This window comes from Pseudoalteromonas sp. S558, from assembly GCF_005886635.1.
In the GTDB taxonomy this organism is placed as follows: Bacteria; Pseudomonadota; Gammaproteobacteria; order Enterobacterales; family Alteromonadaceae; genus Pseudoalteromonas; species Pseudoalteromonas aliena.
The window spans coordinates 1-14,526 of record NZ_PNDU01000357.1 but is presented as its reverse complement, the minus strand read 5'-3'; the positions used below and the strand labels follow the sequence as shown (position 1 = coordinate 14,526).

Here is a 14,526-nt window from a genome sequence, read left to right as displayed (position 1 = left end):
GCTTTGCGCTGAATAATGTTTCATTGTTACTCCACACCCTCTATTTAATGGTTAAATATTAAGCGCGACAACTAGTCTGACAGAGAGGGTAATTGAATTAGAAGAATTAAAATCAAGAAAAAATTTACAGATTGCAGTTTTACTTCAATGCATAAGTTGTATTCAACATGAAATGTTCTTAAGTGGAAAAGATCGTAATAAGTTATTTATTTTAGACGAGGCCTGGGAGTACATTAAGATAAAAGGGGGGGCAGGTTTGGCAGTGGCTGAATTCCTTGAAGCTGGCTGGCGCCGGTTCCGAAAATATCAGGCTGCAGGTATATGTATAACACAGTCTATCTCAGATGCATACGAAACAGAAGTTGGTCGGGCTATGGCTGATAACTCCCAATTTAAAGTGTTTCTACGACAAGAACCTGAAGTAATCGAAAAGGTACGTGCTAATAAACAGTTTGATGGTAATGAAACGGACTTCGCCTTGTTGAAATCTGTGCATACTGTAAAAGGCCAATACTCAGAACTTTATATACGTACAGGTAGTGCTCGTGAAGTTTGCCGGTTGTTCGTACCAAGATACCAGCAGTTAATGTTTACTACAGATGGTAATGAATTGGCAGCTATCGACTCATTTAGGTCGGCCGGCATGACTATTGCGAATGCTATTCAGGCTGTAATAGATAAAGAAAAGCATAATAGCAGTAAAGTGACAAAAGAAGATGACCAGTATTACAGTGAAGAAGAGCTTGAAAAAATGCTCGCGAGTTAATTGCATACTATCTCGAGCTTTGATCACCAAAATCACTTGTAAATGATCATTTTCATCTTCATAAGATTTTACCGATCAAAGCTTAATACCACTCGTAACCGAGTTCACGTTTTATCATTTTTATAGGTGTGTTAACCGTTATCTGAATCGTTTGTTGAGGATAACAACAATGAGAACAAGACCTGTATCTATGAGTAAATTACATTCCATTTTACGGCTGAAATATTCTGCACAATTATCCCGTCGAGAGATTGCCAGAAGTTTAAATATTTCAGCTGGTACAGTGGCTAATTATCTTAAAAAGGCCAATGAATTAGGCGTAAATCAATGGCCCACACCACATGAGAAACAGAAAAATACATTTCTCAGCACTAAACTTAGACGCTTCTCAACACGCAAGAAAAGACCCTCAACGCCTGAGTGATAAATATCACTTAAGACTTCAAACAACATAAACACCTAACATTGCAGCTCGTGTTTGATGAATTACTTGAAAAAGTGGGTGAGCCTTATTAAAGCTTCTGTCACTTCTGCCGAGCTTATAAACAATGGTTAGGTACGTAACGACTATCAATGCTTCAGCAGCATAAAGGGGGCGAAAAGCTATTTGTGGAAAATTATACCTATGCTGAAGCAACGTATAGGCAGCAACTTGAAGGTTGGGTAATGAGTTATGCGCGTTGCTTTAAATTTTAACGTTGCTGTCATTCTGGCTTAGACCTTATAAACCAAAAGATAAATCGAAGGCTGAAGAAGGTGTACAAATTGTTGAGCGTTGGATCATGGTGCGCTTGCGTAACCAAACTTTTCACAGCTTAGCGCAACTCAATTATGAAATAGCAACGCTACTCGGTGCGATGAACAATAAGGTGATGAAGCAATACCAACAACCCTTACCCACACAACAAACACAACCAGTAAAAATAATTACACATAGCAACATACGTGGTACAGATTACTATCATTAATCAACAACTTCAACTGTTCAAGTTATCTGGTAAAAAGCAAGAACTCAAGCAACAGCTTGAGCAGCAAAACCTATATTAAGAACAAAGCTATATAGAGCGACTAGTGAGACAAGCTAAATTCAGTTTACCCGGTCAATTAAATTAACTTATTTTCTCGCCAAAGTGCAATCTAGATTAAACGCAAATACGCAGCCTCAGCCAAAGCACCTGGCTGAGTCTACATTAGAATATTTTAATTGTAGGCGCAACAGGCTGATGCAAAAGCGACCTCGCATGTGCCTTCGTTCACGAGCCCTGCTTTTATGTTGAAAGTCATAGACCAACCAATTACCGCTATTGAAAACGGGTCGATAATAACGGCAAATAAAGCAAGCCTTCGTTGGTCCTTAAATAGGTCATATCCGTTACCCACTTCTGACTTGGTGCTGTGGTAGTAAAATCACGTTCAATTAAATTCGGTGCAATTTGCAATTTATGATTGATGCTAACAGCTCCTAAATTTACGCTAGTCCGTCTTTTTACAATACCTGTCAGATCTAACAGGTATGAAAGTACTTTGGAACTTATATAGTAATATCGGTACACAGTAAAGGGAGAGCTACCGATGAGAGTCGTCACAAAATGTGCAAACTATAATTCAATTCCACAAGAAGAATATCAACAAATTTGTCGTTTGCGTTATCAAGTTTTTGTTAAGCGCCTAAAGTGGGAACTACATGCTAGCAAGCAGTTAGAGCTTCAACTTGAGTCTGATGAATACGACTATTCGAATGCGCAGTACCTCTACGTTACAGACAATAGCATGCAGATTTATGGATGTTGGCGAATTCTACCGACTTTGGGTAGATATATGCTTAAAAACACTTTTTATACTTTACTAGTAGGCCACTGCATGCCTGCTTCTGAATCAGTTTATGAGCTAAGTCGCTTTGCTGTTGATAAGCGCCTTGCTCAATCAGAAACTAATAAAAGTAGCAGTATTACGATGAAGCTATTTAGAGGCATATATGACTATGCCATTGAGAATGGCATCAAGGAATACGTCACGGTAACCACAACTGCAGTTGAACGGATTCTTAAGCGCATTGGGATCCCATTTACCCGCATAGGTGACAAGAAAGTACATTTACTTGGAAATGCGAAGTCGATTGCGCTCAGTATTCAGGTGAATAGCCAGTTTATGCTCGCCGTCGAGGATAAATCATGTATCTAACAATGTTAACTTGATAAGGAAACATCATGAACACCGATCGTTACGATAGTCTGACTGAAGTTGAAGTCGAAGGCCTAAGTTATCTATATAACTTTGCAGACGGACATGCTTACCATGATATTAATGAGCATTACGTGGACATTATTAATAACCTACAGCGCTACTGGCAAGAGGGCAAAGACCACTCTATTCCAGATATGGAAAAAGCGTTCAAAAACCAATTTGCTGAACTCATTGACTCGTCGACATTGCGCTCAAGTAATCACTTTAGTGTGTGTCCGACAGCGTCAAACTCAATTGATATTGTTGCAGCCTGGCTCCATAAGGAGAACAAGCGTACCGCATTGATTGAACCTGCTTTTGACAATTTATATCTGCTTTTGAAGCGTCGAGGTGTTGATATTAGTGCATTTGATGAGTTAGCACTTAAAAATGAAAATCAATTAGCGCAGATTGTGAGCTGTGGCGACATCGATGCATTGTTTTTGGTTAACCCAAATAACCCTACAGGGTTGGAGATGACAGAGTGTGAATTTATCTATCTTGTTGAACAATGTAAAGCACACAACATCACAATTTTGCTAGATAGAACATTCAGACTTTATGGCAAAAGTAACTTTGATGATTATCATATTTTAGAACAGTCCGGCATTGATTACGTTGTGATTGAAGATACTGGTAAAACATGGCCGACCCAAGACCTCAAAATTAGCCTGATGGTTTATTCAGAAGCCATCAGCAGCACAATTCGTTTGCTCTATGAAGAGATTTTCCTCTGCAGTAGTAACTTTGCATTGGCATTGCTTAAGCAGTTTGTTGCCGTAACAGCCAAATTTGGTGTTGATACTACCATTAAGAATGAAGTGAGAAGACGTAGTGAAACCATTAATGATGCTTTAGCTGGTAAGGGATTGAAGGTTTTTGATAATGATGAAAAGTGCCAGTTACCGCTATGTTGGATCGACATCAGCGCGACAGGATACGACGATGTTAGTTTTGCAGCTCGCCTAAAAGAGTATGATATTGCAGTGCTACCAGGGCGCTTCTTTTATTGGAACTCAAAGTCGCAGCATACCCAGTTTATCCGAATTTCTTTGATGAAGCCTGACACTGAATTCTATGAAGGAATTGGCAAGCTTAAAGAAGCCGTAACACGTATTTTGGAAAAGTAATATGAAAAAACTACTTGTTACTGGCGATGTTGATATCACTCAGTTAGCGCAGTTAGATTGCCAAATTTATCATCTCAAAGAGCCAAAAGATGAGCAACAGATCATTGATGCGCTGGTAGATAGTCATTATTACATTATCGGCGGTCCTGAACATTGTTCAGAGCAGTTTTTAAATGTGGCTCAAGTGCTAGAGTTGGTAGTCGTGCTTGGCACGGGCACGAGCTCTTTTATCGATCTTAAAGCTGCTTCTAATAAGGGCGTCGAGGTCATGAATACCCCTAAGCTCAATGCCGAGACTGTCGCTCAGTTTGCTTTTGCCACAATGATAATGAGGAATACTAGGTTTCATTTTTCATGGCAAATGATGCAAGCGGGCACGTGGTTTCAAAACCCTTACAAAGAGCTTGCAGGCACAAAAATCGGGTTGATCGGACTTGGTAATATTAATCGTTCTTTGCTCACTCTTATTCGCACAGTAAGTGACCAACCCGTTTACTATCATGCAAGTTCCACTAAAGAAGCACTACATGATACACATAGGCTTGAATTTTTAGAACTATCAAAGTTAATGAGCATCTGTGATCTAGTTGTCGTCAGTGTGACGTTAAATGAGACAACTCAGTCGCTTATAGATGAAAATATTTTGGCCAATGCCAATCAAGATCTAGACCTACTCTGTTTCAGCTCCCCACACGTTATTTGCCCGACAGCGCTAAGAAATGCGCTGACAACGAAAACAATTCGATCCGCATACATGGATGGTTATTACCAAGAGTGGCTAGAAACGCCCGGCGTTGCAAAAGACCAGTATGGGTTGTTGTCTTTAGAGCCTTCTGTATTTATGGCAACTACCCATATTGCAGCGCAGTCTCGAGAGGCAATACAGGCTTTGCTTGCTAAAGCGGTGGACAATATTAAACAATATGAAAGGAGTCGTCATGAGCGTTTATGACAATCTTGATATTGCATTTTCTGGCTGTATTACCAGTAAAGCTTTAATTCTTGCAGAGCATATGGGGTTCTTTGAGCACCTAGATGAAAATGACAGTGTCAGTGAACATCTATTGAAAGAAGTATATAAAGATAAAGGGTCGTATTTAGATGCAATTATCAACTCTCTATGTGAGGGCGGTATTTTATCATCACAGCATGAGCATTACCAGCTCTTGGTGAGTCGCGAAAAGATTAAAAAGAAAGTCCCGATCTTTAAACTTTGGCTTTATGCCTATCGTGATTTACTCAGTGAGCAAGAGCGTATGTTTGATGGTGAGCTAGATCGCATTCCCTATGATGGCGGCAGTGTCGCAAAGCACTCTGCGGAAATTGGCTCAGCATTCATTGATAAACAATTAGGTCAAGTGGTTGCCGAATTAGAATTAACAGGCACGCTGTGTGACATGGGATGTGGCGCAGGGCTCAGATTAATTAACCTTTGCAGAAACTTTGGTTTGCAAGGAGTAGGTATGGACATGGATGCCAATGCTGTCGCTTTGGCGAACCAAAACCTCACTAAGTCATCGGTCGATGGTGTGGAGTTTAAACAACAAGATATCACCAAAATTGAAGGCCGGCATGAAGACATCGAAGCCATTATGTTTACCTTCTTCACGCACCATATTGAGCCAAACGAGAGATTAGAACGCTTGTTGAGTAGCTATCGTGAGATTTTCCCAAATCTAAAATACATCGTTATTTTTGATACGGTGACTGGTGAAAAGGCAAATGAAGTTAATAACATATTCTCAAAGGGCTTTGATTATATTCATCGACTTCAAGGGTTAATCCCACGCACCCGTGCAGACTATATGTCTATTTTTGACAATAGTAATTTAAGTCTCACTCAAGAGATCCCACTCGCTGTTGATAACAGTTATGTGTGGATATGTAAGGTTGCATGATATGAATGTATTGATACTGGGATGTGGGGAAGTGGGGCAGGCATGTGCGCAAAGATTGCTTATGAATCATTGTGTGGCAAAGTTAACGCTACACTGTAAGTCTATACAAAGGCGCACTGCTCTGACAAAAGCGCTTGGTCAAGAAGACAGCCTCGATATCATTAACTTTGACATCTTCTGCAATGAAGGTTTTGACAAATTATCAGCGCTAATTCAAACGCTAAAACCGGATTACATCATTGATTGCTTACCGGTTGGCAATATTTTGGTGCCGATATTTAAAAATATGTCACTTGAACGGGCATCAGAAATGATGTTTGCTTATTTTAATTGTTTAAAAGCAGCATTTGAACAAGGCGTAAAGCGTATTCAAAAGGTGTCGAGTGGCGGTGCTGGTGGTTTGGGAGTCAGCTGTCCATACCGGCATGGATTATCTACTATCAGTGGCGGGGATTACCTGTTGTGGAAAATCTATTTTAATGGAGCACTGCATCAACTTCTGATTAATTTGCATGAAAGTGCTAATGCTTCTGTCGGCCTGACCATCCCGAGGGCTTTGATAGGGTATGAGGCCACCGACGAGGCGCATGTTATTGGTTGTGGAGATAGTACTGTCTACACCCGCGCTGAATTGGAGCTTTGTGCGCACCCAAGTCAGTTTGGTTTCATCACTAAAGAAGACGTTGCTAGATCTACACTAGATTCACTATTTTCAACGTGCTTTGAGCATGACTGTATCACTAAAATATGTCTAGCGGGGATCAATCAATCTTCACAAAGTACACAGTTATTAGATTCGCTAACGAAAGATATGGCAAAACATGAGCAGGCGGGCGGAATAAACGTGATCTCAATAGGATCGCTTGGCAATCAAGTAACCAAAGACATGATTGAATTACTGTTAGCGATTGAATTGCATAAAGGTAGGTATGGTCAGAGTATTGATCCCCGCGAGTTTATAAGCACTCATGGCTTTTTTAGCCTTGATGTCCTTAATCACTTTGAGTTTAGCTGTGGTGCTGTAGATGGCGACAGACAAATCGATTATTCGCCATACAATCTCAACCACTGGCAAGCTTTGGCGTTACAGCATACCTTAAATTCAGAATTAACGACAAGACATATAAGCCGTTATTTAGCAGCTATCTATCAACATAAAGGAATTGAGAAAAAATGAGAGATTTCACCACAGAAGAATTAGAAAAGCTATCGATTGATGGCTATAAAATTTGGAAAGAACTAAATCATAATCAATCACTTAGACGTGATGAGCTGGATAAGCTCAAAGATGAGAAGTTTGTCAAAATGGTACGTCATGCATATAACAATGTACCAATGTATCGCGCGAAATATGACAGCCATGGTATAAATATCAATCAGATCAAAGGCGTTAAAGATATTGCAAAACTCCCTATAATTGAAAAAGACGATCTGATAGATAACTTCCCGCACAATAGTTTGGCTGAGGGCTACACCCTAGATAATGTTCAAACTGCTATCACCGGCGGGTCAAGTGGCAAGGTTGTTCGTGTTGCTTATAGCGACGACACCATGATTGAACGGGTTGTCACTGCGTATCGGATCTATCACATGATGATGGATGGCTACCCAGATTATTATCGTCAAACTTACGTTTATACCGGTGTTTATCCATTTTCTTCACTACCTGAAGGGCGTTTCCCACTGACTCATATTTGGACCCTTGATAGTGTAGAAGACTCTCGTGAAAAACTCGTAGCATCAAAGCCGCATATGTTGACGCTCTATCCATCAAAGCTGAAAGATATTATGACAGGTTTAAGCCAAGACGACATTGATGCTATTCGTACTAATTTGAAATGTATTAATGTGAAGTCAGAAATGTCTCTGCAGCAAGAGCGTGATCAGTGGAGTAAGATCTTTGGTGTGCCAGTATTGGATGAATATGGTTCCGAAGAGCTTGCTGGTACCGTGGCTGCGCAGTGTCCTCATGGTGGGTATCATATTTGGGAAGATATCAACATTGTAGAAGTTGTTGATGAACATGATCAAGTGATTGAAGACGAGTCGTTGGGCGAGTTAATTGCGACTAACTTATATAACTGGGCGATGCCCATTATACGTTACCGTCAAGGTGACATGATCCAGTTAAAACCTGAAGACGAAACATGTGGCTGTGGCCGAATATTCAGACAAATTGGAGACTTTAAAGGGCGCAGCAACTCTAAGTTTAAAACGCGCGAAGGAAAAGAATACTCCCCAGGTTACCTATTAGATGTCGGCTATACTCGCTTAATGAAATACGGTGAACATTTGGCATCTTGGCAGTTGATCCAAGATACATTAGACAATGTGTATTTTGATTGTATTCCGACGAGTAAAATGACTGAGCAAATCAAAGTTGATATTGCCAATGAGATTGATAGCCTATTGCACAATAACTTTGATGTAACAGTTCGGTTTGTTGACGACATCAAAATTACCCCGCGCGGTAAGCGTAACCAAATTATTTCAAACCTTTAAATGAGTGGGTTGCCTAGTATGTTGTATTTTTATCAAGCCGCTTGTGAAATTGATCAAGAGATCAAAGAAAACCTGATCAATAAACTCAAGGATAATTTTCACAGGCACCCACGCACTGGGTATGTTGATGAGGTGATCAAAGCGCTTCCACAAAAAAAGTTTACTGATGTTATCAATGCATTGACGCTATTGGATGAGCGCTTCCAGCAACATTTACACCAGATTGGTAATGCGGATGAGCAATCACTTTGGATGCATGAATTGTTGCTGGAAGTAGATACGCATATAGGCGCTTTTGGTTTAGATCCTCAACAGACTGGTAATTTACTTCGGTATACATTACGGGGCATGGTTTACCATCATATCGTTGAGCATGGCGAATATATGCTCCCTCAGCTTTACTCTGAACCGCTAGCTTATATACACCGCACAACCATGGAGCATACCGTGTTTCAATATGCGCTTCCCCAGCAATGCTATGGTTTGAGTCATGATCAGCTGACACATTGGTTGTGTGAACTGATCCGTATCTATAAACAAGCAGTTTTAGCGTGTTGTTTACTCCTCAAGGATCAGCAAGTTGATCTACTTTGCGCTGATTTACAGTGTTTTAACTCAGCACATTATGAGTCGTTTTTGCGCGTAGGAAAGGATTTAGATTGTATTAACATGGTAGAGCTCAAAGGCACTATAAAGCGCTTAACACAGTATTCGGATTTGTACTGGAATCTGGGCGCACTTTATGGATTACGCGCATTCATCTGCCACTTAAATATTCACTACTGTGACATATTGCCCCATGTAAATCTATCAGGAGACAACCCGATAACAAGCTTAATTGAGGCTGAAATTAGCAATAAGGAAACGTTGGCTGCTGCCTACAACAGTGCCCAACAATTACTAAATAAGTTAAATCACGCAACGAAAAAAAACTGCTAATAAATTAGTTAAAGTTACCCAATAGGACTTAATTATGATCCACGAAAACCTAGAATCAGGAGATTCAGTTTCAGAATATTCTAAGCATACAACCGCTGTAGAATGGATTGAAATGGGGTATTTAGGTGTTATTTCATCACAGCAAGAAGCACTAAATAAGCCGGGCCATATTATAGATTATGGTTGCGGTCCAGGTTTTTTTTCCGCTTACCTTGCTGAAAAATATAAACAAAAGGTCACCGGCGTAGATATCTCTCAAGAGATGATCAACTACTGTGAAAATGAGTATACAAATAAAGATCTGTCATTTTACCAAGTAGGAGAAAATAAACTCGCATTTTCTGAAAATAACAGTATCGATGGTGTTGTTTCTTGCTATGTATTAATGCAGATCCCATCACATGATGAGCAGATAGCGATCTGTGAAGAAATTTATCGAGTGTTAAAGCCTGGAGCAAAATTTACCATGCTTACAATGAATCCGGCTTACACCGGTATTCAATTTGATTTTTTGCGTAATGGTGATATTGGCCGAGTTTATTCACCAGGCGAAAAAATGACAACCGAATTGCAAACTGATCACGGTACGTTAGAACTCGAAGATGTCTATTGGCCGACTCAGTACTATCTAAACACATTTTCCCGTGCAGGATTCTCCCATATAAAGTGTATTGAGTACTGCCCTGCATTTGGTGACAATCAAGATAAAGCACAATTTTTAATTATCGAAGGCATAAAATTGAGTAACCGGGAAGTAAGTAATGGAATTTAATAATACAATCCCTGAATTGGTTTGCCGGGACATTGATAGCAGTTTGTCTTTTTATACTCAAAAGCTTGGCTTTAAAGTGTTATTTGAGCGCGAGGAGCAAGGGTTTATATTTTTGTACAAAGACGATATTCAACTTATGTTGCAACAACTTGGCGAAACCACTTGGATGAGTCATGGCAATAATACGCCGTTTGGTAATGGCATGAACATCGCGTTTAAGGTAGAGAGCTTAGATGATCTTGACTGTTCTACCCCGTCGGAGGATATATTTCTTGAAACAGAAACCATAGAGTATCGCCTACCTGATGGAATTGCCAGTGTCAATCAAGTGATATTTAGGGATCCGGATGGATACTTAATCCGATTCATAGAACAAGTGAATCAATAGTAGTAAGGTTAAGCAGAAGCGACATATGTTGAGCAACTTAAAAGAGATAGGCCATGATCCAATCATGAAGTTAATGGTTGAATTTAGACAAGATCAAAGACCTGAGAAAATAGAGCTGGGTATTGGTGTATACAAAGACGAAACAGGTAATACTCCAATCATGTCGGCGGTGAGCAGAGCGCAAGTGGCGCTTCTGGATTCGCAACACTCAAAAGACTATTTAGGGCTTGCTGGTAATCAGTCTTTTAATAAAGCAACCAAACACTTAATACTCGGCGGTAGTGGGGCAATTGAACGTGCAAGCGCACTGCAGACGCCTGGTGGCAGTGGGGCGCTTAGACTGTTTGTTGAACTGGCTAAACAGCTTTGCCCGGAGACCAGGATATGGTTACCTAAAGAGACCTTCCCAAACCACCCTTTAACCGCGACAGCAGTTGGAATTGAGGTGATTTACTACCCTTATCTCGATCCGTTGACCCAAACGGTTGATGAATCCGCGATGTTGGCAGCACTGAGCGAAGCGAATTGCAATGATCTCGTTTTGATACATGGATGTTGCCACAACCCAACGGGTGCAGATATCACACTGGAACAGTGGCGAGCCTTGGCTGAACTGGCCCATAAGCAAGGGTTTATGCCTTTGATTGACTTAGCTTATCAAGGGTTTGGAAAGGGGATCACTGAAGATATTACTGGGCTGCGGCTATTGGTTAATCATGTAGAAAATGCCTTTATCTCGGTATCTTATTCAAAGAATATGGGACTGTATCGAGAGCGTACTGGATGCGCTATTGCTGTTGGTAGCAGCACTGCCAGCTCACAGCTCATTAAAAAGCACTTGTTACAGATAGCGGCTTGCTCCTATGCCATGCCGCCTGATCATGGCGCAGCTATTGTTGCTGAGATCCTTGGTGATAAGCAGTTATTCAGTATATGGCAGCAAGAGCTCGGTGAGATGAGAGATAGGCTGAAGTTATTACGATTAAAGCTTGTCTTGTCGCTTAATGATCTTGGCAATACACAGTTTGACTATATTGAACAGCAAAGTGGGTTATTTTCATTGACGGCTTTGGATATACAGCAAATTGAACGATTAAAGTCAGAGTTTGGCGTATACATTGTACCTAGTGGTAGGATTAATATAGCTGGCGTAGGGTTATCTCAATGTGGGTATTTAGCATCGGCGATTAACCACGTTGTAAATACCAATTAGCCGTTCAATACACAAATTTTAATAAGGAAAGAAAGGAATGTCACAAATCATTCTTACAGGAGATAGGGCTACGGGGCCCTTACACTTAGGTCATTACGTTGGTTCATTGAAGCAGCGTGTAGCCTTACAAGAACACAATCAACAATATGTGTTGATCGCTGATATGCAAGGGTTAACAGACAATGGGTTAAACCCATCGAAGGTTTCAAAAAATATAGTAAACGTTTTGGCTGATTACCTTGCCGTTGGGATCGATCCCGTAAAGACAACAATTTGCCTACAATCGGGGTTACCGGCATTGGCAGAATTGACGATGTACTATGCAAATTTGGTTACGGTATCTAGGTTAGAGCGGAACCCAACGGTTAAAGCTGAAATCACTAGTAAACAGTTTGGGCAATCTATTCCAGCTGGATTTTTGACTTACCCAATTAGTCAGGCGGCGGATATTACTGCGTTTAGAGCGACTAGTGTGCCGGTTGGTGATGACCAATTACCTATGATTGAACAAACCAATGAGATTGTGAGAAAAATCAACCGAGTAGCGGGTAAAGATATATTAGTTGAGTGTGCCCCTCGGTTAAGTAATGTTGCACGCCTACCTGGTGCCGATGGTAAATCCAAAATGTCTAAATCATTGGGGAATGCACTCACGCTAGGTTCAACTGAGGACGAGATCAGAGCTACGGTTAAAATGATGTACACAGATCCGACCCATTTTCGAGTCGTAGATCCTGGTAAAGTAGAAGGGAATGTGGTGTTTACCTACCTAGACGCTTTTCACCCAGATATTGAGCTGGTACAAGGATTAAAAGCGCATTATATGCGAGGTGGTCTAGGAGATAGCAAGGTTAAATCGATTCTAGAAGAGTGCTTACAAGAAACATTACGGCCTATCCGTGATCGTCGCAGCCGCTTCTTAGAAGACAAAACAATGTTGATTGACATCCTATCTCGGGGCACCGCACTTGGCGTCGTCAAAACCAATGAAGTTCTGTACGATGTCAAGCAGGCATTTGGATTGAATTTATTAAAGTAAGAGTATGATAGTCATCATAATCATGGATGATGGCTAATAAAATTAAATGGATAAACTAAGTGCGCCGGATATGATGGCCTTTGAAATCGTCTGGTAGCGATTATTTGCGTTGAGCTTTGAGCCGGCATTTTGCAAGTGGAATAATACGGTGCGCTCTGAGCAGCCGAGGATCTTGGAGATTTCCCAGCTACTTTTACCTTCTGCTGCCCAAGTAAGGCACTCCGTTTCTCGTTTCGTCAAAGTGGTATTACTTATAGAAGTCCTAGAGTCAATGCGTTTTAACGCATCTTGCAAAGCTGGCACAATGAGTTGAACAAAGGGGAGCGCTCTATTAAATTTTGACACACTGTCACTTTGCTGACTTTTAAGTGCAAAGCTTATCATGCCAAATTCTCCAAAATTGTTATGAAAGGGAATACTGAACCCAGACTGTAAACCCGCTTCATGGGCTTTTTTGATCACTAGTAGCTCCTGTTTGGAGTATCGCTTATCTTTTTCTAAATGAGCCCAGATAATTGGCAAGTAATTGTTCATAGAATAACGGACTATCGGATCCATTTTAACAAGCTTAGTATCATCATAATATTGCCGCCAACTCTGGGGGTAATTGTCTAGAATAAGTACATCAGATCGCGTGATAGATTGTGGCAAAATAAGGCCAATTAAGAAGTAATCATATTCTATGATTTCTAAGAGGCGGCTCAAAAACTCTTTGACGTCTACCAATGTGGATGCAGTCTTTAACTGCTCAATAGCTTCTAAGGTATTCTGCATAACCATTTTAAATACTTCTAATTGAAAATTGGTAACTAGATGAACTCAAACATCTCTTTGTACAGTGTGAAAGTCCGCTCAAGGTCGAAATTAGTAATATTGTATACTAACTTTACTTCTGACTGATTAACCACGATACAGGCTGAGCCAAATAGTAACCTAGGTACGTACTTGGCACTAAATATAAGCTTAGATACAGGGATATATTTTGATAAACTCTAAGCCAATGCAAGTGCAACAATAGAGCAAAGTCGAGAAGACAAAGGCAATGGCAAAGTTAGTTCTCACAAGTGATGCAATTTTATATTGTAAAAGGTGGTCCATGGAAGCCTGCTAACGTGCTCACCACATCTGCAACTAAACAAACGGCTTGAGCAAATATTTAAATGGGTCAGTGTAAAAGAGCTGGCCATAAAGCTTGACACGACGCCAAATAGCACGAGTATCGAAGTAATGGTGGTAAAGGTTTGGCTATTGAAATTTAGTAATACAACCATGCTTATTAATGTTCCAATCAACAGTCCCAAACTCGTATTGCGAATATGGAAGGTTCTCAAATGAGCTCGTTTTCTATGATCCATAAAGATAGTGAGAAATAAATAAGATATGAGTAGTGGACCAGGTATCAATTTTGGTTTGGTAAAGCCTAGCAATGGAATGTCTACAAGTCGGGAACCAAAAATAGTATAGGCTTGAAAAAAAGAGCCTGTTGGCATAATTAAGATAATAATAACATCAACTATGCTTAAATCCATAAAAGCATTCCAATCCTTACGATTCGTTTATTTTAAAAATAAATATTCTAAGATGGCTATCGGTGTTTGTCAAACTAGTTGTCGCGATCACTACGTTATGCACTCTCCACGTTGACGATTTCACTTT

14 protein-coding genes and 1 pseudogene are annotated in these 14,526 nt (G+C 40.3%); 14 read left to right on the top strand and 1 reads right to left on the bottom strand.

Annotation, left to right across the window (positions count from 1 at the left end):
* Positions 1-55: 55 nt before the first annotated feature.
* From CWB66_RS19190 to trpS, 14 genes and pseudogenes are all read left to right on the top strand, one after another.
* Entirely contained in the window at positions 56-766 is a 711-nt protein-coding gene (locus CWB66_RS19190) for a TraG/VirB4 family ATPase (protein ID WP_354384687.1), read from the top strand.
* A 169-nt stretch (positions 767-935) separates the two neighbouring features.
* On the top strand, positions 936-1,190 hold the full coding sequence (locus CWB66_RS23115; RefSeq protein ID WP_354384686.1) for a sigma factor-like helix-turn-helix DNA-binding protein: 255 nt from the start codon (positions 936-938) through the stop codon (positions 1,188-1,190).
* 92 nt (positions 1,191-1,282) lie between these two features.
* Positions 1,283-1,650 (top strand): annotated as a pseudogene (locus CWB66_RS22785) (IS21 family transposase); the annotation flags it as partial.
* 688 nt (positions 1,651-2,338) lie between these two features.
* Positions 2,339-2,947 (top strand): acyl-homoserine-lactone synthase, encoded by a 609-nt coding sequence (locus CWB66_RS19175; protein ID WP_138586615.1) that lies wholly within the window; start codon positions 2,339-2,341, stop codon positions 2,945-2,947.
* 26 nt (positions 2,948-2,973) lie between these two features.
* Positions 2,974-4,119, top strand: a complete 1,146-nt coding sequence (locus CWB66_RS19170; RefSeq protein ID WP_138586614.1) for an aminotransferase class I/II-fold pyridoxal phosphate-dependent enzyme — start codon at positions 2,974-2,976, stop codon at positions 4,117-4,119.
* Between the two features lies 1 nt (position 4,120).
* Positions 4,121-5,071, top strand: coding sequence for an NAD(P)-dependent oxidoreductase (locus CWB66_RS19165; RefSeq protein ID WP_138586613.1), 951 nt, complete (start codon positions 4,121-4,123; stop codon positions 5,069-5,071).
* On the top strand, positions 5,058-6,017 hold the full coding sequence (locus CWB66_RS19160) for a class I SAM-dependent methyltransferase (RefSeq protein WP_171037542.1): 960 nt from the start codon (positions 5,058-5,060) through the stop codon (positions 6,015-6,017). The genes CWB66_RS19165 and CWB66_RS19160 overlap by 14 nt, the downstream gene beginning before the upstream one ends.
* Before the next feature lies 1 nt (position 6,018).
* Positions 6,019-7,194, top strand: coding sequence for a Rossmann-fold NAD(P)-binding domain-containing protein (locus CWB66_RS19155; RefSeq protein ID WP_138586611.1), 1,176 nt, complete (start codon positions 6,019-6,021; stop codon positions 7,192-7,194).
* Positions 7,191-8,519, top strand: a complete 1,329-nt coding sequence (locus CWB66_RS19150) for a phenylacetate--CoA ligase family protein (protein ID WP_138586610.1) — start codon at positions 7,191-7,193, stop codon at positions 8,517-8,519. Before CWB66_RS19155 ends, CWB66_RS19150 begins: the two co-directional genes overlap by 4 nt.
* Before the next feature lie 18 nt (positions 8,520-8,537).
* Complete coding sequence (locus tag CWB66_RS19145) at positions 8,538-9,458, top strand: hypothetical protein (RefSeq protein ID WP_138586609.1); 921 nt, start codon at positions 8,538-8,540, stop codon at positions 9,456-9,458.
* 34 nt (positions 9,459-9,492) lie between these two features.
* On the top strand, positions 9,493-10,230 hold the full coding sequence (locus tag CWB66_RS19140; RefSeq protein WP_138586608.1) for a class I SAM-dependent methyltransferase: 738 nt from the start codon (positions 9,493-9,495) through the stop codon (positions 10,228-10,230).
* The gene (locus CWB66_RS19135) at positions 10,220-10,618 is read left to right on the top strand and encodes a VOC family protein (RefSeq protein WP_138586607.1); all 399 of its coding nucleotides are present in this window, start codon (positions 10,220-10,222) and stop codon (positions 10,616-10,618) included. Before CWB66_RS19140 ends, CWB66_RS19135 begins: the two co-directional genes overlap by 11 nt.
* Before the next feature lie 25 nt (positions 10,619-10,643).
* Positions 10,644-11,831 (top strand): amino acid aminotransferase, encoded by a 1,188-nt coding sequence (locus CWB66_RS19130; RefSeq protein WP_138586606.1) that lies wholly within the window; start codon positions 10,644-10,646, stop codon positions 11,829-11,831.
* Positions 11,832-11,868: 37 nt separating this feature from the next.
* Complete coding sequence (gene trpS, locus CWB66_RS19125; RefSeq protein ID WP_138586605.1) at positions 11,869-12,870, top strand: tryptophan--tRNA ligase; 1,002 nt, start codon at positions 11,869-11,871, stop codon at positions 12,868-12,870.
* Between the two features lie 42 nt (positions 12,871-12,912).
* Here trpS and CWB66_RS22775 read toward each other — a convergent pair whose 3' ends face one another.
* Positions 12,913-13,650: a LuxR family transcriptional regulator gene (locus tag CWB66_RS22775; protein ID WP_138586604.1), complete on the bottom strand. Its 738-nt coding sequence runs from the start codon at positions 13,648-13,650 to the stop codon at positions 12,913-12,915.
* Between the last annotated feature and the right edge of the window lie 876 nt (positions 13,651-14,526).

What these genes read in the sequence shown, in the direction of transcription:
- CWB66_RS19150 (WP_138586610.1), top strand. Translation starts at nt 7,191, where the DNA reads ATGAGAGATTTCACCACAGAAGAATTAGAAAAGCTATCGATTGATGGC.
- CWB66_RS23115 (WP_354384686.1), top strand. Translation starts at nt 936, where the DNA reads ATGAGAACAAGACCTGTATCTATGAGTAAATTACATTCCATTTTACGG.
- CWB66_RS19135 (WP_138586607.1), top strand. Translation starts at nt 10,220, where the DNA reads ATGGAATTTAATAATACAATCCCTGAATTGGTTTGCCGGGACATTGAT.
- CWB66_RS19155 (WP_138586611.1), top strand. Translation starts at nt 6,019, where the DNA reads ATGAATGTATTGATACTGGGATGTGGGGAAGTGGGGCAGGCATGTGCG.
- CWB66_RS19140 (WP_138586608.1), top strand. Translation starts at nt 9,493, where the DNA reads ATGATCCACGAAAACCTAGAATCAGGAGATTCAGTTTCAGAATATTCT.
- CWB66_RS19175 (WP_138586615.1), top strand. Translation starts at nt 2,339, where the DNA reads ATGAGAGTCGTCACAAAATGTGCAAACTATAATTCAATTCCACAAGAA.
- trpS (WP_138586605.1), top strand. Translation starts at nt 11,869, where the DNA reads ATGTCACAAATCATTCTTACAGGAGATAGGGCTACGGGGCCCTTACAC.
- CWB66_RS19160 (WP_171037542.1), top strand. Translation starts at nt 5,058, where the DNA reads ATGAGCGTTTATGACAATCTTGATATTGCATTTTCTGGCTGTATTACC.
- CWB66_RS19145 (WP_138586609.1), top strand. Translation starts at nt 8,538, where the DNA reads ATGTTGTATTTTTATCAAGCCGCTTGTGAAATTGATCAAGAGATCAAA.
- CWB66_RS22775 (WP_138586604.1), bottom strand. Translation starts at nt 13,650, where the DNA reads ATGGTTATGCAGAATACCTTAGAAGCTATTGAGCAGTTAAAGACTGCA.
- CWB66_RS19170 (WP_138586614.1), top strand. Translation starts at nt 2,974, where the DNA reads ATGAACACCGATCGTTACGATAGTCTGACTGAAGTTGAAGTCGAAGGC.
- CWB66_RS19130 (WP_138586606.1), top strand. Translation starts at nt 10,644, where the DNA reads ATGTTGAGCAACTTAAAAGAGATAGGCCATGATCCAATCATGAAGTTA.
- CWB66_RS19165 (WP_138586613.1), top strand. Translation starts at nt 4,121, where the DNA reads ATGAAAAAACTACTTGTTACTGGCGATGTTGATATCACTCAGTTAGCG.